The organism is Micromonospora sp. NPDC000121, assembly GCF_042899165.1.
GTDB lineage: Bacteria > Actinomycetota > Actinomycetes > Mycobacteriales > Micromonosporaceae > Micromonospora.
Genome location: NZ_JBIAZP010000013.1, coordinates 160,253 through 181,436, shown reverse-complemented (window position 1 = coordinate 181,436; position 21,184 = coordinate 160,253). Strand labels below are relative to the sequence as shown.

Annotated in this window: 18 protein-coding genes and 2 tRNA genes; 7 read left to right on the top strand and 13 right to left on the bottom strand. The window is 72.0% G+C overall.

The window, feature by feature from the left end:
• Positions 1 to 589 precede the first annotated feature (589 nt).
• Entirely contained in the window at positions 590 to 817 is a 228-nt protein-coding gene (locus ACFY23_RS28815; protein ID WP_350685015.1) for a hypothetical protein, read from the top strand.
• A 4-nt stretch (positions 818 to 821) separates the two neighbouring features.
• On the opposite strand, the gene ACFY23_RS28810 is transcribed toward ACFY23_RS28815, so the two are convergent.
• The 6 genes from ACFY23_RS28810 to ACFY23_RS28785 form a co-directional block, all read right to left on the bottom strand.
• Positions 822 to 1,619: a carbon-nitrogen hydrolase family protein gene (locus ACFY23_RS28810; RefSeq protein WP_350685014.1), complete on the bottom strand. Its 798-nt coding sequence runs from the start codon at positions 1,617 to 1,619 to the stop codon at positions 822 to 824.
• Between the two features lie 149 nt (positions 1,620 to 1,768).
• Positions 1,769 to 3,064 carry an ATP-dependent Clp protease ATP-binding subunit ClpX gene (gene clpX / locus ACFY23_RS28805; protein ID WP_350685013.1) on the bottom strand — a complete coding sequence of 432 codons (1,296 nt, stop codon included), beginning with the start codon at positions 3,062 to 3,064 and terminating at the stop codon, positions 1,769 to 1,771.
• 206 nt (positions 3,065 to 3,270) lie between these two features.
• Complete coding sequence (locus ACFY23_RS28800; protein ID WP_091103946.1) at positions 3,271 to 3,933, bottom strand: ATP-dependent Clp protease proteolytic subunit; 663 nt, start codon at positions 3,931 to 3,933, stop codon at positions 3,271 to 3,273.
• Positions 3,934 to 3,943: 10 nt separating this feature from the next.
• Positions 3,944 to 4,585 carry an ATP-dependent Clp protease proteolytic subunit gene (locus ACFY23_RS28795; RefSeq protein ID WP_350685012.1) on the bottom strand — a complete coding sequence of 214 codons (642 nt, stop codon included), beginning with the start codon at positions 4,583 to 4,585 and terminating at the stop codon, positions 3,944 to 3,946.
• Between the two features lie 168 nt (positions 4,586 to 4,753).
• Positions 4,754 to 6,100, bottom strand: a complete 1,347-nt coding sequence (gene tig / locus ACFY23_RS28790; RefSeq protein WP_350685011.1) for a trigger factor — start codon at positions 6,098 to 6,100, stop codon at positions 4,754 to 4,756.
• 136 nt (positions 6,101 to 6,236) lie between these two features.
• Positions 6,237 to 6,310: transfer RNA gene (locus tag ACFY23_RS28785), tRNA-Pro, on the bottom strand.
• A gap of 203 nt (positions 6,311 to 6,513) precedes the next feature.
• On the opposite strand from ACFY23_RS28785, the gene ACFY23_RS28780 reads away from it, so the two are divergent.
• Positions 6,514 to 6,587: transfer RNA gene (locus tag ACFY23_RS28780), tRNA-Gly, on the top strand.
• Positions 6,588 to 6,678: 91 nt separating this feature from the next.
• Here the strand turns inward: ACFY23_RS28780 and ACFY23_RS28775 are convergent.
• Together ACFY23_RS28775 and ACFY23_RS28770 are read right to left on the bottom strand one after the other, a co-directional pair.
• Positions 6,679 to 7,257: a site-specific integrase gene (locus tag ACFY23_RS28775; RefSeq protein ID WP_350685016.1), complete on the bottom strand. Its 579-nt coding sequence runs from the start codon at positions 7,255 to 7,257 to the stop codon at positions 6,679 to 6,681.
• A gap of 22 nt (positions 7,258 to 7,279) precedes the next feature.
• Complete coding sequence (locus ACFY23_RS28770; RefSeq protein WP_350685010.1) at positions 7,280 to 7,900, bottom strand: hypothetical protein; 621 nt, start codon at positions 7,898 to 7,900, stop codon at positions 7,280 to 7,282.
• Between the two features lie 416 nt (positions 7,901 to 8,316).
• Between ACFY23_RS28770 and ACFY23_RS28765 the strand changes: the two genes are divergently transcribed.
• Positions 8,317 to 8,757, top strand: coding sequence for a DUF6228 family protein (locus tag ACFY23_RS28765; RefSeq protein ID WP_350685009.1), 441 nt, complete (start codon positions 8,317 to 8,319; stop codon positions 8,755 to 8,757).
• A 744-nt stretch (positions 8,758 to 9,501) separates the two neighbouring features.
• On the top strand, positions 9,502 to 10,083 hold the full coding sequence (locus ACFY23_RS28760) for a dihydrofolate reductase family protein (protein WP_350685008.1): 582 nt from the start codon (positions 9,502 to 9,504) through the stop codon (positions 10,081 to 10,083).
• A 358-nt stretch (positions 10,084 to 10,441) separates the two neighbouring features.
• Here ACFY23_RS28760 and ACFY23_RS28755 read toward each other — a convergent pair whose 3' ends face one another.
• On the bottom strand, positions 10,442 to 11,263 hold the full coding sequence (locus tag ACFY23_RS28755; RefSeq protein WP_350685007.1) for a hypothetical protein: 822 nt from the start codon (positions 11,261 to 11,263) through the stop codon (positions 10,442 to 10,444).
• Positions 11,264 to 11,430: 167 nt separating this feature from the next.
• On the opposite strand from ACFY23_RS28755, the gene ACFY23_RS28750 reads away from it, so the two are divergent.
• The 3 genes from ACFY23_RS28750 to ACFY23_RS28740 all read left to right on the top strand — a co-directional run bounded on the left by ACFY23_RS28750 (position 11,431) and on the right by ACFY23_RS28740 (position 17,240).
• Positions 11,431 to 14,541 carry an Hsp70 family protein gene (locus tag ACFY23_RS28750; RefSeq protein WP_350685006.1) on the top strand — a complete coding sequence of 1,037 codons (3,111 nt, stop codon included), beginning with the start codon at positions 11,431 to 11,433 and terminating at the stop codon, positions 14,539 to 14,541.
• A gap of 115 nt (positions 14,542 to 14,656) precedes the next feature.
• Positions 14,657 to 15,889 (top strand): S8 family peptidase, encoded by a 1,233-nt coding sequence (locus tag ACFY23_RS28745; RefSeq protein ID WP_350819608.1) that lies wholly within the window; start codon positions 14,657 to 14,659, stop codon positions 15,887 to 15,889.
• Between the two features lie 241 nt (positions 15,890 to 16,130).
• Positions 16,131 to 17,240, top strand: coding sequence for an FAD-dependent oxidoreductase (locus ACFY23_RS28740; RefSeq protein ID WP_350686443.1), 1,110 nt, complete (start codon positions 16,131 to 16,133; stop codon positions 17,238 to 17,240).
• A gap of 90 nt (positions 17,241 to 17,330) precedes the next feature.
• Here the strand turns inward: ACFY23_RS28740 and ACFY23_RS28735 are convergent, their stop codons facing one another.
• The 4 genes from ACFY23_RS28735 to ACFY23_RS28720 form a co-directional block, all read right to left on the bottom strand.
• Complete coding sequence (locus ACFY23_RS28735; protein ID WP_350686444.1) at positions 17,331 to 18,503, bottom strand: MFS transporter; 1,173 nt, start codon at positions 18,501 to 18,503, stop codon at positions 17,331 to 17,333.
• 12 nt (positions 18,504 to 18,515) lie between these two features.
• Positions 18,516 to 19,373, bottom strand: coding sequence for a family 3 encapsulin nanocompartment shell protein (locus ACFY23_RS28730; protein ID WP_350686445.1), 858 nt, complete (start codon positions 19,371 to 19,373; stop codon positions 18,516 to 18,518).
• Positions 19,370 to 20,107: a hypothetical protein gene (locus ACFY23_RS28725; RefSeq protein WP_350686446.1), complete on the bottom strand. Its 738-nt coding sequence runs from the start codon at positions 20,105 to 20,107 to the stop codon at positions 19,370 to 19,372. Before ACFY23_RS28725 ends, ACFY23_RS28730 begins: the two co-directional genes overlap by 4 nt.
• Positions 20,108 to 20,168: 61 nt before the next feature.
• Complete coding sequence (locus ACFY23_RS28720) at positions 20,169 to 21,152, bottom strand: aldo/keto reductase (protein WP_350686448.1); 984 nt, start codon at positions 21,150 to 21,152, stop codon at positions 20,169 to 20,171.
• Positions 21,153 to 21,184: the final 32 nt, after the last annotated feature.

The following is a 21,184-nucleotide window of genomic DNA, read 5'->3' as shown; positions in this document are numbered from 1 at the left end:
ACAAACCACAAGTGGCCTGCCAGTCCGGGGTATAAATCAATTTGGCACTGGCTTATCAAGCACCCTGTTGAGTTCTCAAAGAACAACCACACACCACTCAGGCGTCCCACATCCTGGGAGCCCACTTGGGGCAACTCCTCTACCTTACTCGGCTCACCCCTCGCTGTCAACCTCGTGTCCGAGGTGATCAACGCTTGGTGTTCCGTATCCACGATGACGCACGCCGTATCACGGCGGTCGCTTCTGTCGTGGGAAACCGCAGACCGGCCGATCGCCGCTTCGCGGCTATCCGCCCGGCTCCTGCCGGCTTCAGAACTCTACCCGGTCAGTCTCGCGATCGCAACCCCGTGTCGGAGTGTCTTCGCACCGCCCGATCCTCAGTCTCGCTCGGCGTATCCGCCACGAGCCTGGTGCCCGCTGTCAGCCGGTTTGTCCGGCCTCCCGCGTGCAGGGAGAAAGTTACGCTGGCCGCCCCGGGAAGGCAAATCAGCGTTCGTCACTGCCCGGCTCTCGCCGGCGGATGGCGGGCCGGCATTCGTGATGGCGGCACAGGGTCCGTCCGGGGCTCCGCCGTGCCAGAGTGTTCGTCATGGACGACCTCCCCCGCCCTCGGCCGGCGGTGCTCGCCGAGGACGCGCTGCTCGGGCTTCTGCTGCCGTTCTGGCAGTTGGTCATCGGCGCCTTCGTGCTCTTCGTCCTCGTGGTGTCGGTGGCACGGCTGGCCCGGCGGGGGCGGTCCCGCATGACGACGGCCCTCCTCGTCACGGCCGCGGCGATCGCCGGCTTCACCGTGGTGGGCGTACTGCTGCAGGGCTGAGGGCCTACAGGCGCCGGTTGGCCAGGCTGGGCAGCTCGGCACGGATGGTCCGCAGCCGGTCGAGGTCGAGGTCGGCGACGGCGAGACCCGGGCCGTCGGGCACCTGGGTGAGCACCGTCCCCCACGGGTCGACCACCATGCTGCGCCCGAAGCAGGTCCGGCCCGGGTCGTGGTCACCGGTCTGCCCTGCCGCCGCGACGAAACACTGGTTCTCGATCGCCCGCGCGCGCAGCAGCACCTCCCAGTGGTCCCGCCCGGTGTGCAGCATGAAGGCCGCCGGCACCACCAGCAACTGGGCGCCGCCGTCCGTGGCGAGCTGCCGGTACAGCTCCGGGAAACGGAGGTCGTAGCAGATCGACAGCCCGACGCGGAGCCCTTCGACGTCGACCACCACCGGCTGGTCACCGGGGGCGACGGTGGCGGACTCCAGGTACGAGACCCGGCCGGGGATCTCCACGTCGTACAGGTGGATCTTGCGGTAGGTGGCCGCGAGCGCTCCCGAGCGGTCGAAGACCAGGCTGGTGTTCCAGGTGCGGGCCGGGTCCGGCCCGCGCTCGTGGATCGAGCCGGCGATCACCCAGATGCCCAGCCGGCGCGCCACGCCAGCGAAGAACTGGCCCACCTCGCCGTCCACCGGCTCCGGCTCGGGCAGGCCGGCGGCGTGGCCGAGGTAGTCGACGTACTCCGGCAGGAGAGCGAGGTCCGCGCCGGCCGCGGCCGCGCGCTCCAGCAGGGCCTCGGCGGCCGCGAGATTGGCCTTACGGTCGTCCCGGGCGTTGAGCTGGCAGACGGCGACGCGCATGGGGATCAGCGTACGACCGGACCGGGCAACGGCGACAGCCGCAACCGTCGGACCGTCCGCCCCGTGGCACCTCACCGGGCGCCGGCGCTCACCGCCCCCGGACACGCCAACCGCGCCCGACCTCGACGGACGGGCGCGGTGGCGGCGACTCAGGCCGACTTCTCCTCGCGGTCCCGCCGGGCGCGGCGGCCGGTGAACTCGCGGGGCACGATCGTCGGGTTGACGTTCTCCAGGACCACCTCGCGGGTGATCAGCACCCGCGCGGCGTCGGGGTTGCTCGGCACCTCGTACATCACGGAGAGCAGGACCTCTTCCATGATCGCGCGCAGGCCGCGGGCGCCGGTGCCGCGCAGCATCGCCTGGTCGGCGATCGCCTCCAGCGCCGGCTCCTCGAACTCCAGCTCGACGCCGTCGAGCTCGAAGAGGCGCTGGTACTGCCGGACGAGGGCGTTGCGCGGCTCGGTGAGGATGCGCACCAGCGCCGTGCGGTCCAGGCTGCGCACGTTGGTGATCACCGGGAGCCGGCCGATGAACTCGGGGATCAGCCCGAACTTCAGCATGTCCTCCGGCATGACCTGGCTGAAGATGTCGTCGGTCGACCGCTCGCTGACCGACCGGAGCCGGGCGCCGAAGCCCGTGCCGCCGTGGCCGGTGCGGGCCTCGATGATCTGGTCGAGGCCGGCGAAGGCGCCACCGCAGATGAACAGCACGTTGGTGGTGTCGATCTGGATGAACTCCTGGTGCGGGTGCTTGCGCCCGCCCTGCGGCGGCACGTTGGCCACCGTGCCTTCCAGCATCTTGAGCAGCGCCTGCTGGACGCCCTCACCCGAGACGTCCCGCGTGATAGACGGGTTCTCCGACTTGCGGGCGATCTTGTCGACCTCGTCGATGTAGATGATGCCGGTCTCGGCGCGCTTGATGTCGTAGTCCGCCGCCTGGATCAGCTTGAGGAGGATGTTCTCCACGTCCTCGCCCACGTAGCCGGCCTCGGTCAGGGCGGTGGCGTCGGCGATGGCGAACGGCACGTTCAGCATCCGCGCCAGCGTCTGCGCCAGGTGGGTCTTGCCGCACCCCGTCGGGCCGAGCAGCAGGATGTTGGACTTGGCCAGCTCGACGGCGTCGCTGCCGGAACCCGGCGCGCCGGCCGCCTCGGCCTGGATCCGCTTGTAGTGGTTGTAGACCGCGACGGCGAGCGCCTTCTTGGCCTGGTCCTGCCCGACCACGTAGTTGTCGAGGAACTGGCAGATCTCCATCGGCTTGGGAAGCTCTTCCCACTTCACCTCGCCGGACTCGGCCAGTTCCTCCTCGATGATCTCGTTACAGAGATCGATGCACTCGTCGCAGATGTAGACCCCTGGGCCCGCGATGAGCTTCTTGACCTGCTTCTGCGACTTGCCGCAGAAAGAGCATTTCAGTAGGTCGCCGCCGTCACCGATCCGTGCCACCTACGTTCTCCCTGCACTCATCGGCCGGAGACCCGGCCCTGACCTGCGGACGGTGCGCCGCCCGCCTCGTTCACCCAGCCGGAGGACCGGCGGAGCGGTACAGACCCGACGTTACCCGCTGGCGGAGGTTTCTCCGACCCCCAAATCGGGTGTGTCAGACGGTCGGCCGGGAGCGGACTCCCGGCCGACCTTGACGCGAAACTGTTTCAGCTGGCGGCGTTGGCCGCCAGCAGGCCCTTCTTGCGGCTGGTGAGGATGGTGTCCACCAGCCCGTACTCGCGGGACTCCTCGGCCGTCATGATCTTGTCACGGTCGATGTCCTTGCGGACCTTGTCGATCGGCTGGTTGCAGTGCCGGGAGAGCATCTCCTCGAGCTGGGTCCGCATCCGCAGGATCTCCCGGGCCTGGATCTCGATGTCCGAGCCCTGCCCGTAGCCGCCCTCGGTGGCGGGCTGGTGGATGATGATCCGCGAGTTCGGCAGCGCCATGCGCTTGCCCGGGGTGCCGGCGGCCAGCAGCACGGCCGCGGCGCTCGCGGCCTGGCCGAGGCAGACCGTCTGGATGTCCGGCCGGACGTACTGCATGGTGTCGTAGATCGCCGTCATGGCGGTGAACGAGCCACCCGGCGAGTTGATGTACATGATGATGTCGCGGTCCGGGTCGGTGCCCTCGAGCGTCAGCAGCTGCGCCATCACGTCGTTGGCCGACGCGTCGTCGACCTGGACGCCGAGGAAGATGATCCGGTCCTCGAAGAGCTTGTTGTACGGGTTCGACTCCTTGACCCCGTACGACGTGCGCTCGACGAACGACGGCAGGACGTAGCGGTTGTGCACGGCCGCGAACTGCGGCGGCAGGCTCAGGTCGGTCATCGTCAGCTCCTCAGCTCAGGGTCCCGGCGCCTTCCGGAACCTGCGTGGCTCCGGTGATCACCTTGTCGATGAAGCCGTAGTCCGTGGCCTCCTGGGCGGTGAACCAGCGGTCACGGTCGGAATCCGCCTCGATCTGCGCCTGGCTCTGCCCGGTGTGGAAGGCGACCCGCTCCTGGAACATCCGCTTGGTGTAGAGCATCTGCTCCGCCTGGATGGCGATGTCCGACGCCGTGCCGCCCATGCCGCCGGACGGCTGGTGCATCATGATCCGCGCGTGCGGCAGGGCGTAGCGCTTGCCCTTCGTGCCGGCGCAGAGCAGCAGCTGGCCCATCGAGGCCGCCATGCCCATCGCCACGGTCGACACGTCGTTGTCGATGAACTGCATCGTGTCGTAGATCGCCATGCCCGAGTAGACCGAGCCACCCGGCGAGTTGATCCACAGGTTGATGTCGCGGTCCGGGTCCTCCGCGGCGAGCAGCAGGAGCTGCGCGCAGATGCGGTTGGCGACCTGGTCGGTCACCTCGCTGCCCAGGAAGATGATCCGCTCCTTGAGCAACCGGTTGTAGACCGAGTCATCGAGGTTGCCAATGTTGTCGCCACCGCGGGCCTCGATCGCCCGGAGCGGCATCGCTTGCATGTGCATGTCGGTCATGGCAGCCCTTCGCTCTCCGTACCGTCCTACCCGACACTAACCGCTCAGCCGGGTGGCAGAGTCCCGGTCCGGGCAGTGTTCGCTGACAGCGCAGCCCTGAAGATGTACCCGGAAAAGGGATCGGGCCGCCGCCCACCGCAAGCGGCGGACGGCGGCCTCACCCGACGATCAGTGCTCGTGGTTGTGCTCGGCCTCGCTCTCGGCGCGGAGGGCGTCGAGCGTCACCTCGTTGCCGGCCGAGTCCTTGATCTTGATGCGCTCCATGACCGAGGCCAGGGCCTTGCCGCGCCGCACGTCACCGAAGACGGCGCCGGCCGCGCCGGAGCGGACCAACTGGTCGTAGTACTGCTGCGGAGCCATCCCGGCGCGCTGGGCGCGGTGCACGATCTCGTGGCCGAACTCGTCGTCCGTGACCTGGACGTCCTCGGCGTCGGCGAGGGTGTCCAGCAGCAGCTGGATCTTGACGCCCTCGGTCGCCGCCTCGGTCAGCTCGGCGTCGATCTGCTCCTCGGTCTTCTCCTCGGCCGCCAGGTATTCCTCGAGGGAGGCGCCGATGCGCTCGAGCTGGTCGACCATCGCCTGCTTGCGGCTCTCGACCTCCTCGCGGACGACCCCCTCCGGCGCCGGCACCTCGGCGGCGGCGACGAGCTGCTCCAGGGCCTTGTCACGCGCGGCGTAGATCTGCTCGACCCGCTTGCCCCGGGTGACCCGCTCCCGCAGGTCCCCACGCAGCTCCTCGATGCTGTCGAACTCGCTCGCCATCTGGGCGAACTCGTCGTTGAGCTCCGGCAGCTCCTTCTCCTTGACCGTGCGGACGGTCACGGCCACCTCGGCCTCGCGGCCGGCGAAGTCGCCGCCGACGAGCTCGGTGGTGAAGGTGGTGCTCTCGCCGGCGGACAGGCCGACGACGGCCTCGTCCAGGCCCGGGAGGAGCTGCTTGCTGCCGACCTCGTGGGAGATGTTGCTCGCCTGGCCGCCCGGCACGTCCTCACCGTCGACGGTCGCGTTCAGGTCGATCTGGACGTAGTCGCCCTCCTGGGCGGCCCGCTCGACGGTCTTCAGCGTGGCGAACCGCTCGCGCAGGTTCTTCACCTGCTCGTCGATCTCGCTGTCGTCGATCTGCAGCTCGTCGACGGTCACCTCGATGGTGGCCGGGTCCGGCAGGGTGATCTCCGGGCGGACGTCGACCTCGGCGGTGAAGTTCAGCGAGTCACCGTCGTTGAACTCGGTGATCTCGACCTCGGGGCGGCCGAGCGTCTTCAGGTCGTGCTCGCGGACGGCGGCGAGGATGTTCTGCGGGATGGCCTCCTGGACCGCCTCGTTGAGGACGGTGCCCCGACCGACCCGCTGGTCGATCACGGCCGCCGGAACCTTGCCCTTGCGGAAGCCGGGAACCTGGACCTGCTGCCCGATCTCCCGGTACGCCTTCTTGAGGCTCGGCTCGAGCTCGACGAACGGCACCTCGATGGCGAGCCGCACGCGCGTCGGGCTCAGAGTCTCGACGGTGCTCTTCACAGGCGTACTCCTTGACGGATCTCGGTTTTAGTCTGGGCGTGACAAGCCCATCGAGTGTAGGCGAGCCGGCCGGGCGCACCGGCAGCGCCCGGGGACCGCGCGGAGGGCGACCCCGGCGACCGGCCGCGGACGACAGTCGGGGTGGCGGGATTTGAACCCACGGCCCCTCGCTCCCAAAGCGAGTGCGCTACCAAGCTGCGCCACACCCCGTGGCGACGAGCAGTCTATGCGGTCGCGGCCGGCGTGACGTGCCGGGGCGTCACCCAACGCGCCGAACGGGGACCAACCGGACACCGGGCACGCGGGCCACCCCCTGCGCCGGGCGGTGGCGCGCGCCGCGCCGGGATACGGCTGAGCGGGCGGGGCGGGGCATTGGGTACGCTGTCGGCGCGTCCCGCAGCGTCGGGACGCACGCGGGCGTAGCTCAATGGCAGAGCTTCAGTCTTCCAAACTGACGGTGCGGGTTCGATTCCCGTCGCCCGCTCCACCGACGAAGGCCCAGGTAGACCGCATGATCGCGGCACCTGGGCCTTCTGCTTCTCCCCCATCTTCGATCTTGCGTGCCATCCGCGTGCCATTTAGCGGCGACGCCGGCCCTCACCGGCGATGCGGCGGTCCATCGCGGAGGCGATCTCGCGGTCCCGCTCGCTCGTGGCGTGCTGGTAGATCAGGGCGGCGCGCATGGTGGCGTGACCCATGCGGTGCATAAGCTCCCGAGTGCTTGCCCCGGACGCGGCGGCGAGGGTGTTGCCGGTATGGCGCAGGTCGTGGAAGTGGAAGCCAGCCAGCCCAACCGAGGCGACCGTCTTGGTCCATTTGACGGCCCGTGCGAAGTTGCCGGAACGCAGAGGTGCCCCCTTCGCCCCGGTGAAGATCAGCGCATCGGGACCGTCCTCGACGTACTCGGCCAGATGCTCGCGCAGGGACTCAACCGCAGCCGCCGGCAGCGCGACGACACGAACACCGGCGGCAGACTTCGGCGGCCCGAACTCCAGGCGATCCTTCAGCGCAGCGAGCTTGCGGGGCACCCGCACGGTCGCGCCGTCGAGGTCGACGTCGCAACGGCGCAGGGCAGCCAGCTCGCCCCACCGGAGACCGGAGAGGGCGGCGACCCGTCCGAGGAGGCTGGACGGTCTACGACTGCCCGACGAGGAGATCCGCTCTCAGGTGACCAGCAGGTTATTGACCCGTTGGGCACTGGGTAGCGAGCTGGCGCAGCACGTTGGTCGCGATTGCCAACGGCACGTCCTCGGGAGCCATCTCGGCGGTGGCGGCGCCGCTGCTGCCGTACCTGGCTTTCATCTGGTCGACTATCACCTCGCCGAGTGCGTCGGCCTGGGCGAAGGTGGCGCTACTGGCTAGCCCGCGTAGCCACTCCACCACGAGGGATATCTCGTAGCGATACGGCCACGGTTTGCCTGGGAGGGGCACCGCCAGGAGCTTGACCGCAGCAGCCAGCCGCGCCAGAGGTGAGTCATGGCCATCCAGTATCAGCCCGAGTTCGTCCGGCCGGGACACATCGACGCCTGGAGCGGTGAGCACGGGTGGTAGTGGATGACCGGTGACCGTTGTCAACGCGCGCGCCTGGCCGCCGAGGCCGAAGCCGACATGTACGCGGGAGGCATAGCCGGGATCGTCGGCACACACCACAACCCGCTGAGGACCGGATCCGACCAGCTTCGTGACCCACCGCGTGAGGTTCTCCAGGTCGGCTACACACACCTGGTGATCAACTAGGTTCAGAACACCGTCGAAGACGGACTCACCAATGAGCGGCATCGCACCATTCCAGATCGACACCCGGGTGAGCTTTATCTGTCCTCGGGTCCGCACGACGACGTGCTTGCCATCTCCGGAGGCTGGGGCGTCATCCCAGTCCAGCTCAGGCGGAGCCGCAGAGCCGATGAAGACAAACGGGTGGTTCGCGTAGATGTCAGCAGCCCCGACTAGCACCAATGCCCCCTGCCCACCCGGAATGGATGCCCACGACGCGCCAAGGGTGGCACACCGGCTCAGGACCGCTGCGATACGAGCCGCCGGGCCATCCCCGGGCCAGTAACTACGAGACTGACCGGTCACGAACGGGCACGAGGCGCAGGTTCCTTCGCCACCGCCAACAGGCGTTTCGGGCATCACGACCGGTTGAGCGCGCTCTTCCAAACTGACGGTGCAGTATTGCCGTCGACACCCCGCAGCTTTCGACCATCATGTTGACCATGGAAGAGCCCTTCGTGCTTCAACCGCTTGGAACGAGCTGCCGCTGGGTACTGCACCCTCCAACCGACCCGTACGGCGACGGCTATATCTGGGCTGTGCGGTCAGAGATCTCGGACGAAGGCGTGACGGCGGAGACGAGCGCCAGGCTAGCGGGTCGCTGGGCACCCGAGAACGAGGGTCTTGGGTGGTTCTTTCAGGCTCTGGCAGATGACTGGCGGGGCTGGGAAGGCGGACGAGAGTGGCGCTCGCTCGAAGGTGAGATGGAGATCGATGCGCACCACGACGGGCGAGGCCACGTAACCATCGGCGTGACGTTGAGGCGTGCCCGGCAGGCGTATGCCGACGATGCTTGGTCGGCCCGGACGGTCTTCGTGGTGGAGGCCGGCGAGGAGATGACCAGACTGGCGGCCGACGTCCGTGAGCTCCTAGGCGGAGGATAGGCACTGTCCGGCTGTACAGCCATCCGTACAGCCAAGCCAGCCGACAGATACGGCCGGGAGTCGACGGTAGGCGACACGGCGAGCAGGTCAGCGGCAGTGACCGACGCGGGCCGACAGTGGTCTTGATCTTTGCAAGGCAGGGGTCCGGCCGGACGTAGGTCGCCGTGCCATCCACGTGCCAGTAGCCGGTACCCCGGACGGTCACCAGAAGGCACGAGCGGTCACACGTCTCTCGCCTTGACCTGGGCCACCAGGTGCTTCCTGACGATGATCTTCGTCCTTCCAAACTGACGGTGCGGGTTCGATTCCCGTCGCCCGCTCACCGATGGTGGCCCAGGTCAGACGCCGTTTCCGACCTGGGCCACATCCGTATCTGTCGCTCCTTCTCGCGGGCGTGCCCGCTACGTGCCCCATCCCGTTCCTTGCGATGCTGGCGCTGAGCGCTCCGGCGATGGACTTGTCGCGCTCGACTGTCGCGTGCTGGTAGATCAGCGCAGCTCGGGCCGAGCCGTGTCCCATGCGCGCCATGAGGCCGGCCAGGCCGGCACCGGTGCTGGCGGGCGAGGGTGTTCCCGGGTCCCGCGGCGTGCCAGCGGCAGGTGCGCACCGCCGCAGGCGGTCATGACCATCAAGCGGAGCCCCGTGGGCTCACGTTCTCGCTGTGCTGTCGATGTGGCCGCGGCCCGTTCGTATGGACGGTGACCGGTCGGCGCGGTGCCGACCGCAAGGCGTGAGGGCGAGGCCATGCGGAAGCTGATAGTCATCGAGTTCGTGACCCTCGACGGGGTCATGCAGGGGCTGGGGTCGCCGGACGAGGATCGCGACGGCGGTTTCGAGCACGGCGGCTGGGCCGGGCCGTACTTCGACGAGGTGCAGGGAGCCGCAGCGGTCGAAGGGCTGAAGTCGACGACGGCGTATCTCTTCGGGCGCAGGACCTACGAGAAGATGGCCGAGTTCTGGCCGAGCCAGCCCGACCAGAACCCGATGGCCGCGCACCTCAACGTGACGCCGAAGTACGTCACCACGCGGACCCTGACCAGCCTCACCTGGTCAAACTCCCAGGTGCTAGCCGGAGATCCCGGGTCGGCCGTTCGTGATCTGAAGACACAGGGCGACGGCAACATCGCCGTGCTGGGCAGCGGGATGCTCGTCCAGGACCTCATCGCGAACGACCTCGTCGACGGCTACCGCTTGTTTGTGCATCCTCTGCTTCTCGGCACCGGCAAGCGGTTGTTCCGGGAGATGGACCGGCCGCGACGGCTGCGGCTCGTCGACTGCGCGCCGACCACCACTGGCGTACTCATGCTCACGTACGAACCGGTGTGACCCGTCAGCTCGGTCACGGTGGCCGGCTCCGGCCTCGATTCCCAACACGGCGCGACAACGCTGTTCCGCCACGCTCATCTCCACCAGCACTCGGCGGAACGTCGCGCATCAAGTGAAGCCGCCGTGTGAGGTATCAACCGGAGCCGGAGACACCGTGCAGCAAGGTCGGGAGCCGCCGCGATCAAGCTGGGTGGGGTTTCCCGATGAGCCTCGGAAACCTCTCCGCGAACGCCCCGGCTGGACCTGAGCACCCGTGACACGAGACGCAACCGGAGCGCCACGACCCACAGGCGTTTCGGGCGCCCTGCCCGGAGTGCGGCCGCCGCATCCCACCGCGGCCTCGTCGCGATGGGCAGCGTCAACCGTCACCTGACGTCGGGAGGCTCCGCACGATCTCCGCCGCCAGGGCCGTCGCCTTCTCTTGCGCCATGGCGGTGATCTCGGCAGGGGAGTTCAGCTTGCGCGGCCACAGCGTGAGCGCCTCGACGCTGATCAGCAGTGGCCCGTGCGCGAAGATCAGTCGCGCGTCACCGGGCAGATACGCCACGCCGGCTTCGATTTCCGGGTCGACTCGTTCGACCGTCGCCGTGGTCAGCCGCGCGCTCGTCGAGTCGACGGTCACCGCGCGTGCGCCCCGCCGGGCACTCGCTTGGCCGATAGTGAGCCGGAACTTGTCACTCGGGCACCTTGCGGCGTGCACCTTGGTTGCGGCGGCGACGGCCGCAGAGGCATCGGGCAGACGGACCACCCTGACGTCCAGGAGGGTCGTCGGGGACTGGACGTTCTGGAAAGACGGCATGGGGTTGATCTCGAGACCGGCGGACCACACGGCGTCGAGCCGCAACCCGCTCCCCTCCGCCCGGTTCGACTCGGCGACGAGCAGGTCGCAGGGTTCATACCGCACCTCGCCGGTCTCGATCTCGCCCGGCCGGATGTCGTCGCCGACACCGGCCCGCTCGACCAGCCCGCGAACGGTCGCCATCACGGCCTGTGGCTCACGTGGCAGCGCCGACGACGCGGGGCTCACCGACGGCGGTGGTGGTGGTGGTGGTGGCGGCGGAGCAGTTTGTTCCACGCAGCCGGCAAGTCCCGCCACCACCAGCACGCTCGCGATGAGCGGTCCTCCGCGCATCCGATCAACCGCAGCCATCGCTCCCCGCTTCCGGTCGCTGCGCAGCATACTGCCCTGCGTCTCCTCCGGCTGCCCCTGCCGTTCGGGGCGAGGACACCTGTGCGCAGCGAGGCGCACCACCGGTCGGGGCAACCCCCGGGCGCGATCGGCGTCGGTGCGGGTGCTGCGTACGATGCGGGGCCGGGCATCCCCTCGTCCCGCGGAGGTATCGGCAGATGGCAGGCCAGCACGAGGGGTACGCCCTCGGCGTCGACCTCGGCACGTCCCACACCGTCGCCGTGCTGCGCCGGCCGGACGGGCACACGCGCCCGCTGCTGGTGGACGGACAGCCGGTCATCCCCTCCGGCGTGTACGCCGACGCGGACGGGCTGCTGCACGCCGGCCGGGACGCCCAGCGGCTGGCCCGCACCGATCCGGGCCGGTACGAGCCCAACCCGAAGCGGCGCATCGACGAGCCCGCGGTGTCGCTGGGCGACCGCCGGTACCCGCCGGCCGAACTGCTGGCCGCGACGCTGCACGCGGTGGCCCGGGCGGCCGTCGAAGCGGTCGGTTTCCTGCCTCCGGCGGTGCTCACCTGCCCGGCGACCTGGGACGCGGCCCGGCGGCAGGTGCTCGCCGACGCCCTGGCCGTGGCCGGGTGGCCGTCGGCGGCCGAGCACACGCTTTCCGGCCCCACCCCACCGGGCACCCGGCTGCTGCGGGAGCCGGTCGCCGCCGCCCGCTACTACACGCAGGTGCTGCGCCGGCCGGTGCCGGTCGGCGGGACGATCGCCGTGTTCGACTTCGGCGCCGGCACCCTGGACGTCGCCGTACTCCGCAACGAGGGCGCCGACCCGTGGGGCGACTCGGGATTCAGCGTGGTCGCCGCGGGCGGCGCGGACGACCTCGGCGGCCTGGACGTCGACGCGGCCCTGCTGAGCCGGCTCGGCGAGCTGGTCGCGGGCGACCACCCGGCGCAGTGGCAGCGGCTGCTCCACCCGCAGTCGGCGACGCAGCGACGGGAGCAGCACGAACTCTGGGAGAACGCCCGGGGCGCGAAGGAGATGCTGTCCCGCACGACGGCCGCGCCGGTGGCCGTGCCGGGGGTGGAGGCGGCCGTCACCCTCACCCGGGCCGACCTGGAGCGGGTGGCCGCGCCGCTGCTGGGCCGGGCGGTGGCGGTGACCCGGGAGGTGGTCGGCGCGGCCGGCCTCGACCCGCAGCAGCTCGCCGGCCTGTTCCTGGTCGGCGGCGCCACCCGGATGCCGATGGTGGCCCGGCTCCTGCACGCCGAGCTGGGCGTCGCCCCGACCGTGCTGGAGCAGCCGGAACTGCCGGTCGCCGAGGGGGCGCTCACCGACCTGCCCCTGCCACGGCGCCCCCGCGGCGCCGCCGCCTTCGCCGCGCCCGCGCAGGCCGGACCCGCCGCGCCCCCACAGCCAGGACCAACGCCAGCACAGCAGCCAGGACCGGCCGGGCCGGCGCAGGCCGGGTCCGGCGTACCGACGCAGGCCGGCTCCGTACCGCAGCAGGCGGACGGACCGGCGCAGCAGGCGAACGGGGTGGCGCAGCCCGCGCCCGCCGGGCCCGTGGGCCCCACGCCGACCGTTGTCGCCGGGCCGGAGGGCGTCACGCCGGCTCTCCCCGCCGGGGTGGCGCCCACCCTGGTCGCGGGCGCGGCGGCCACGCCGACCATGCCCGGCGCACCGACACCGTACGGACCGCCGGCCGCCGCACCGCCCGGGAGCCCGGTGCCGGGCGCGCCACCGGCCGCCCCGCCCGGCGGCCACGGCGGTTACGGGTATGGCGGTCCCGGCGGTCAGCCGGCGGGCGTACCCGCGCCGCCCCAGGCGGGTGGATGGGCGCCCGGCGTACCCCCGGCGGGTGTGTCCGTCGGGCCGGGCGGGCCACCGGCGGCGTGGCCGGGCGCACCCGTCTCCGGCGCGCCGGTGTCGCCGCCGCCCGGCGCCGGCCGGACCGCGCCGGCGTTCCCGCGCCGCCGGGCGTTGTGGATCACGGTCGGGGCCGTCGTCGCCCTCGCCGGGGTGGTGACCGCGGCGATGCTGTACCTGACCCGGGACCGCTACCCCGCCCTGGAGTTCCGGACCTCCGTCGCCGTGGTGGAGCGGGTGGCCGCCGGGGACGACCGGCCTTCGGAGATGTTCACCGCGGTGCTCGGCGACCGGGCGTATCTCGCGTACCCGCTCGACGACGGGCGGCTGGAGGTGGTGGCGGTCGACGCCGACAGCGGCGGGGTCGAGTGGCGGAAGCAGATTGAGGCGTCGGCCGAGCGGTGGGAGCGGATCGTCGCCCTGCCCGGCGCGGTGGTGGCCTTCGCCGACGCGATCGGCGACGACACCCCCCGGGACCTGGTGCTGCTCGACGGCGCCTCCGGCGACCAGCGGTGGCGCCGGCCGATCCTGGGCAACGACGACGTCTTCTTCGGCGAGGGCGTCGCGGTGCTGGTCGACCGGGCCGGTAAGCGGCTGGTCGGGCTGCGCCTGAGCGACGGCGGGGAGACGTGGGCGCAGGACAGCCCGCAGGACGAGTACGACAGCGCCCGCACCAACGTCCACCCCGTCACCACCGACGAGGCGCTGGGCGGCCCGGCCTTCCTCGACGGTTCCCCGCGTAACCCCTGGCTCGGCGAGGTCCGCCGGCTCGTGCAGGTGGGCGCGGACCGCTCCGTCCGGCTGATCGACATGGGCACCGGCGACGTGGTCCGCAGCCGCGCCGGCGTGGCCGACCACGACGACCTGGTGGTGGCGCACGAGGACCGCCTCTACGTGGCCCGCGACGAGGCCGGCTACCAGTTGCTCGCGTACGACCTGACGACCGACGCCCAGCCGAAGGTGCTGTACACCGCCACGGACGACCGCAAGCGGCCGGAGGCGCTGGTGCCCTGCGGCGAGCACCGGGCATGCCTGCTGGAGACCACGGGCGGCGAGGACGAGAGCACCGAGGTGGTGGCGGCGACCGAGAAGAAGGTGGCCCACTGGCCGGCACCGGAGGCGACCAGGCTGGTGCCGCTCGGCGAGCACCTGCTGGTCCGGCGGACCTCCTCTGAGTCGGTCAGCACCCTGTTCGACCCGGACGGTCGGGCGGTGCTGCGGGACCGGCCCGGGGTGGCGGTCCGGCTCGACGCGGGCAACCTGCTGGTCTTCGCCGACCCGCCGAGCTCGGTCGAGGACGACCGCAGCGTCGCCGGGGTGGCGGCCGGCACGGGCGCCGTGAGCGAGATGGGCGAGTTGGCGGACGTACGCAGCGAGACGTGCTCGTGGAACACCAGCGTGATCGCCTGCGGCGCGAAGGAGGACTTCGTGCTCTACCGGTTCGCCGACCGTTAGCCGAATCCCGACAGTCATTTATATCGATCTATATAACCGATAGCCTCCTCTCAACGGCCAGGCCGCCCCGCGTCCGGCCACGAGCCGGCGCGGGGCCGACAGGAGGAGGACCGGCATGACACTTCCCCGTACCCGGCGGTGGCGGGCCCGCGCGGTGGGCGTACTCGCCCTCGCCGCCACGGTCGTCGCCACCGTGGGCACCCCCGCCCCCGCCGCCGCGGCCCCCGGCGGCGAGATCCGGCACGCCGGCGACCCGAACGCCGTGACCGACGCGTACGTCGTGGTGCTCCGGGGCGACAGCGTCGGCCGGCACGCCGGCGACCGGCAGGCCGCGGTCAGGAGCGTGGCGGACCGGCTGGCCGACCGCTACGGCGCCACCCTCGGCCACGTCTACGGCCACGCGCTCACCGGCTTCGAGGCGCGGCTGCCGGAGCGCGCGGCCCGCCGGCTCGCCGCCGACCCGGCCGTGGCGTACGTGGAGCGGGACCGGGTGGTCACCCTCGTCGGGCCGGGCGTCCAACTCAACCCGCCGTCCTGGGGCCTGGACCGGATCGACCAGCGCAGCCTCCCGCTCGACGGCCGGTACGCCTACCCGAACACCGCCCACAACGTGCACGCGTACGTCATCGACACGGGCCTGCGGCGCACCCACACGGACTTCGGCGGGCGGGCCGGCGTGGGGGTGGACCTCGTCGACGGCGGCCCGGCGGACGACTGCAACGGCCACGGCACCCACGTGGCCGGCACCGTCGGCGGCACGCGGCACGGGGTGGCCAAGGAGATCCAGCTACGCCCGGTGCGGGTGCTGAACTGCGCCGGCAGCGGCACCTTCTCCCAGGTCATCGCCGGGGTGGACTGGGTCACCGCGAACGCGGTCCGGCCGGCGGTGGCGCTGCTGGCGCTCGGCGGCGGGGCCAGCACGGCCCTCGACTCGGCCGTGACCCGGTCGATCTCGTCCGGCGTCACCTACGTCGTCACGGCCGGCAGCTCGAACGCCAACGCCTGCAACTACTCCCCCGCCCGGGTGCCGGCGGCACTCACCGTGGCCGGTACCACCAGCACCGACGGCCGGATGCCGAGCGGCAACTACGGTAGCTGCCTCGACCTGTACGCCCCCGGCGCGAACATCACCTCCACCTGGCACACCACCGACACGGCGGTGGCCACCCTCAGCGGCGGGTCGATGGCCGCCGCGCACGTCGCCGGGTGCGCCGCGCTCGCCCTCTCGGCCAATCCCACCTGGACTCCCGCCCAGGTGGCGGCCTACCTGAACGGCAGGGCGACCACCGGGGTGGTCAGCGGCGTGGTCGCCGGCACGCCGAACCGCCTGCTCTACTGCGGCGCCTGACCGGAAACGCCGGGGCCGTCGGCACCGGACATCTCGGCGTCCGCCCGCGCGGCCCGTCGACCCGGCGGGCCGCGCGGGCGGATCGTGCGCGGCGAACGGTCGTCACAGGCGATCGGGCCGGATGCGGCGCGGTACCGGCACGAGGACGGTCGCACCTCCGGCACGGCGGCGGGCCGCCCTCACAACATCGACGCCCATCAACGGTTGTCGCCGGGGACGTCTGCGACTACCGTCGAATCCAGTGACGATCGACTATATGGTCATCGGCGCGGGCATCGCGGGCGCCAGCGCCGGACACCACCTCGCCGCGTACGGCAGCGTGCTGCTGGCCGAGATGGAACAGGTCCCCGGCCAGCACTCCACCGGCCGCTCGGCCGCCCTGTTCTCCGAGTACTACGGGGGGCCGGTGGTGCGCGCGCTGACCCGGGCCAGCCGGGGCTTCCTCGCCGCCCCGCCGCCGGGGTTCGCCGACCATCCGCTGCTCACCCCGCGCGGCGTGCTCACCCTCTGCCCGCCGGGCGCCGAGGACGAGTTCGACGCGGCGCTGCGCGACGGGGCCGACGTGGACCCGCCGGCCCGCGAGATCGACCTGGCCGACGTGGCGTCGTACTGCCCGGTGGTGCGTCCGGGGTGGTGCCGGCGGGCGATGGTGAAGCCGGCCGCCCGGGACCTCGACGTCGCCGCGCTGCACCAGGGATACCTGCGCGGAATCCGCGGAGCCGGCGGCCGGGTGGTGTGCGGCGCCCGGGTCCGTCGGCTGCGGCGGGCGGGCGGGGCCTGGCGGGTCACCACCGACGCCGGCGAGTTCGCCGCGCGGGTCGTCGTCAACGCGGCGGGCGCCTGGGCCGACGAGGTCGCCGCGGCGGCCGGCGTACGACCGGTGGGGCTGACCCCGCTGCGGCGCACCGCCTTCCTCGTGGACGCGCCGGCCGGCGTCCCGGCGGCGGACTGGCCGATGGTCGCCGACGTGGCCGGCACCTTCTACTTCAAGCCGGAGTCGGGGCGCCTGCTGGTCTCCCCGTCCGACGCCACCCCGGCGCCGCCCGGGGACGTCCGCCCCGACGACCTCGACGTGGCGATCGGCGCCGAGCGGGTGCAGGAGGCGACCACGCTGAGCTTCCGCCGGGTCCACCGGGCCTGGGCCGGCCTGCGGACCACCGCCCCGGACGACGTGCCGGTGATCGGCCCGGCACCCGACGCGCCGGACTTCCTCTGGCTGGCGGGGCTGAGCGGCTACGGCGTCCAGACGGCGCCCGCGGCCGGCGCGCTGCTCGCCGCGCTGGCGGTCGACGCCCCGCCACCCGTCGATCCCGCCCCCTACTCACCCGCCCGCCCCCTCCCGGTCAGCTGAAAGGAAGGGCCCCTTCCTATGCCCAGGCGTTAGGAAGGTGCCCTTCCTTCCACCTCGCGGGCGTTCAGGAGCGTGGCGGGGTCGGGTGGGTCAGGTGGGGCGTTGGCCCACCAGGGAGCGACGGGGCAGCATCGTCCACGCCGAGATGCCCGCCGACACCAGTGCCGCCAGCAGCATCACCTGGAAGACCGCCGGGTAGCCGGCCACGCTGGCGACCAGACCGGCCAGCGGCGCCCCGGCCACCAGGCCGATGTCCCAGAACGACGTGAACGCGCCGAGCGCCGCCCCCTGGTGCGCCGGGTCGGTCCGGTTGATCACGAGCAGGGCCAGCGCCGGGAAGAGCAGCGAGAGCCCGGCGCCGATCACCAACCCGCCGACGACCGCGACCACGAGGTTCGGCGCGACGGCGACCAGGAGCAGCCCCACCGCCTCCACCAGCGCCGACGCGACCGCCACCCGGCCGGCGCCGAGCCGGTCGGGCAGCCCGCCCACGAACAGCCGGACCCCGACGTAGGTGAAGCCGAACGCGTTGAACGCGGCGATGCCGTTCTCGATGCCCCGGTCGGCCAGGTGCAGGGCGACGAACGCGGCCAGCGCGGCGTACCCGAAGCCGGCCAGGGAGAGCGCGACGCCCGGGGCGACCGCGCTGCGCGGCAGGATGCCGGCCGGCCCCTTCGGCTCCGGCTGCTCCGGCCCGGGGCGGACGGCGACGAGCGCGGCGCCGGCCAGCGCCGCCACGATCGCGAACAGCCACACGGCCGGATAGCCGCCCGAGGTGCGCAGCAGCACCGCGCCGAGCAGCGCGCCGAGCGTGATGCCCAGCCACATGTGGATGCCGTACAGGCCGACGACGCGGCCCCGCCGGTCGGCCGGCGCGAGCGCCACCAGCCAGGCGGCGCCGGCGGTGTAGACGGCCGCCTCGCCCACGCCGTGCAGCACACGGACGCCGACCAGCACGCCGACGTTGCCGGCCACCAGGTAGGCCGCGGCGGCGGCCGCGCACACCACCGCCCCGGCCAGCATCACCGTCCGGTACCCGTGCCGGTCGCCGAGCCGGCCGGCGATGGGCCGGGCGATCACGGCGGAGACCGCGATCGCGGCGATCACCACGCCCACCTCGACCCGGTTGCCGTCGAGTTCGTCGAGGACGTAGAAGGGCAGCACCGCCAGGGACGCGCCGACGCCGAGCAGGCACAGGAAGATGGCGCCGAACAGCGGCACGATGGGCCGGTAGAACGAGAGTTTCCCGCCGGTCGTGGTCATCCGGTGACGCTCCTAGGCCGGTACGACGTGGAAGAAGTGGGTCGGCAGGTGCACGGCCAGGCCCTCGTGGATCTCGGCGCAGACGGCCGGGCCGTCGATGGCGAAGGTGCCCGGCGGCGGGGTCGCCACGCGGATCGCGGAGCGCCCGGCGTCGAGCAGGCGCGCCGCCATCGCGAAGTCGCCCACCACCGCCTCGCCCGGCGCCACCATCCGGGTACGGCTGATCAGGACGCCGTTGCGGTGCAGGTCCGCCAGCAGCGCGTCGCGCCCGAGCAGGTGGGTGTAGTAGTCCCTCGGGTTGACGATCATCGCGTGCGGGGTGGCGCCGGTCTGCTCGATCTCGTCGCAGGCGGCGAGCAGGCCGGTCAGCCAGTCGTGCCGGTACGGCAGCCGCCCGATCTCCGGGTGCCGCAACAGGCCGTGCTCCCCGATGGTCAGCGCCTGGTTCTCCGCCGTGGCGAGGCGGACCAGCAGCCGGTAGTCGACGAAGACGGCCAGCCCCTCCGGGTCGTCGGCGAGTTCCTCGGGGACGCGTACCCAGGCGCGGATCGGGTGCACGCCGGCCGAGGCGGTGCCGAACCGGAAGGCCGCCTCGCGGCGCAGGCCGGACTCGTGCACCGCGGCGGCCTCCCCGGCGTCGGGCCGCCCCTCGCACCAGAACCGGACCGGGTCCATCCCCACGGACCGCTTGCGGAACAGGTTGCGGACGGTCACCCGGGGGCGTTCCTTGGTCGGCTGGAAGGCGTCCGTGATGGTGTAGTCGAAGCGCACCTCGGCACCGGCCGGGTCGGCGGCGTACGCGCGGGCGAACACCTCGCCGGGCGACAGGGTCGACGACGCGGTCACGGGCGGCGCGGCGATGGTGGTCATGAATCCTCCCCGATGGCGATGGCGTGCCGGATCAGCCGCTGGTAGAAGGGCTGGTGGTGGTCGTGGTACGAGCGCAGGGTGTCGTCGTTGTCGACGGTCACCTCGAAGGACTTGGCGACCGGCGAGAAGCCCGAGGTGCGCTCGACGTCGAGGTGCCACTTGCGGGTGCGCCGCCACTCGGCGCGCTCCCCCGGCGCCCAGTTCAGCGCCTCCGGCCGGAACGGCAGCCCCACGGCGGCGCACCAGGCCGCCACCGTGTCGGCGGGCCGGCGCAGCAGGTCCTCGGCCCGGATCACCACCGGCGGCCGGCGCGCGGTCCGGCGGACCAGGTCGAACAGCTCCCACTGGTGCTCGAAGCCGATCTCCGGGCAGGTCACCGTGGGCTTGATGGCGTAGTGCGAGCTGATCGTGCGGGCCGGTTCCCGGACGATGAAGGTGTGCGTGACGTCGGCGATCGCCTCGGGATCGTCGAACAGGTGCCCGTACCGGTACTCCAGGGTGTCCTTGACGAAGACCGTCCGGTCCCGGCCCAGCCGGGTCAGGTGGGCGACGACGTCGGCCGGGTCGGTCACGGTGACGCTGCCGCCGTCGGCGGTGGGCAGGTCGACGTGCCCCTCGTCGACGAGGGTGACCAGCGGCTCGTGCACGACCGTCACGTCACCACGGGCGATCATCATGCGCAGGAACGCGGTGGAGAGCGCCCGCGGATGCGCCCACATGGCGATCACCGGCATGCGGGCCCCCCGTACCGCGTCGCCCGCCGGACCCGCGCGTCGCCGGGGTGGCGGACGGGCCTCACTGGGACCACCAGGTCGGCTTGCGGTCCCAGCGGTGGCCGCGCAGCCGGTCCAGCAGCCCGGCGTCCAGCGGCGCGCCGTCGCTGACGGCCAGGTTGGCGCGGACGTGCTCGACGCGGCGCATGCCGGGGATCACCGTGCTGACCGCCGGGTGGTGCAGGATGAACCGCAGCGCCAGCTCCGGCATGGTCATCCCCGGCGGCACGTCGCCGGCCAGCCGCTCGGCGCGCTCCACGCTGGGCAGCAGGTTCTCCGGGCCGAAGTACGTGCTGCGCCAGTCCTCCTCCGGCCACGTGCTGTCGGCGGTCAGCGTGCCGGTCAGCGTCCCCTCGTCGAACGGCACCCGGGCGATGATCCCGATGTCGTCGCGCTGCGCCCGGGGGAACAGCTCGTCCTCGGGCGCCTGGTCGAAGATGTTGTAGATGACCTGGACTACGTCGATCAGCCCGGTGTCGAGGGCGGCGTGGCAGTTCGTCGGCTCCCACCGGTTGACGCTGATCCCGACGCCGTCGACGAGGCCCTCCCGCTTGAGGTCCGCGATGGTCTCCTGCCAGCGGCCGTCGGCCGCCCAGCGGTCCTCCCAGACGTGGAACTGGAGCAGGTCGATCCGGTCCACGCCGAGGTTCTCCAGGCTGTGGTGGGTGTACTCGCGGATGTGGTCGGGCGGGAAGACGTCGTCCAGGGTGTCCTGCGGGCCGGGCGGCCACTCCCGGTTCTTCGGCGGGATCTTGGTGGCCAGGTAGAGCCGGCGCTCGGGGTGCCGGCGCACGAGGGCGCCGAGCAGCCGCTCGCTGACGCCCCGCCCGTAGACCCAGGCGGTGTCGAAGAAGTTGCAGCCCCGTTCCACCGCCTCGTCCAGGCAGGCCGGCGCGGTGTCGTAGTCCCAGCCGGTGAAGCCGCCCGGTCCCCCGCCGATGCCCCACATCCCGTACCCGACCTCGCTGACCTGCCAGCCGAGCCGACCCATCCTGCGGTATCGCATTCCACTCCCTCGTCCGTGCCGATCGCCGCGCC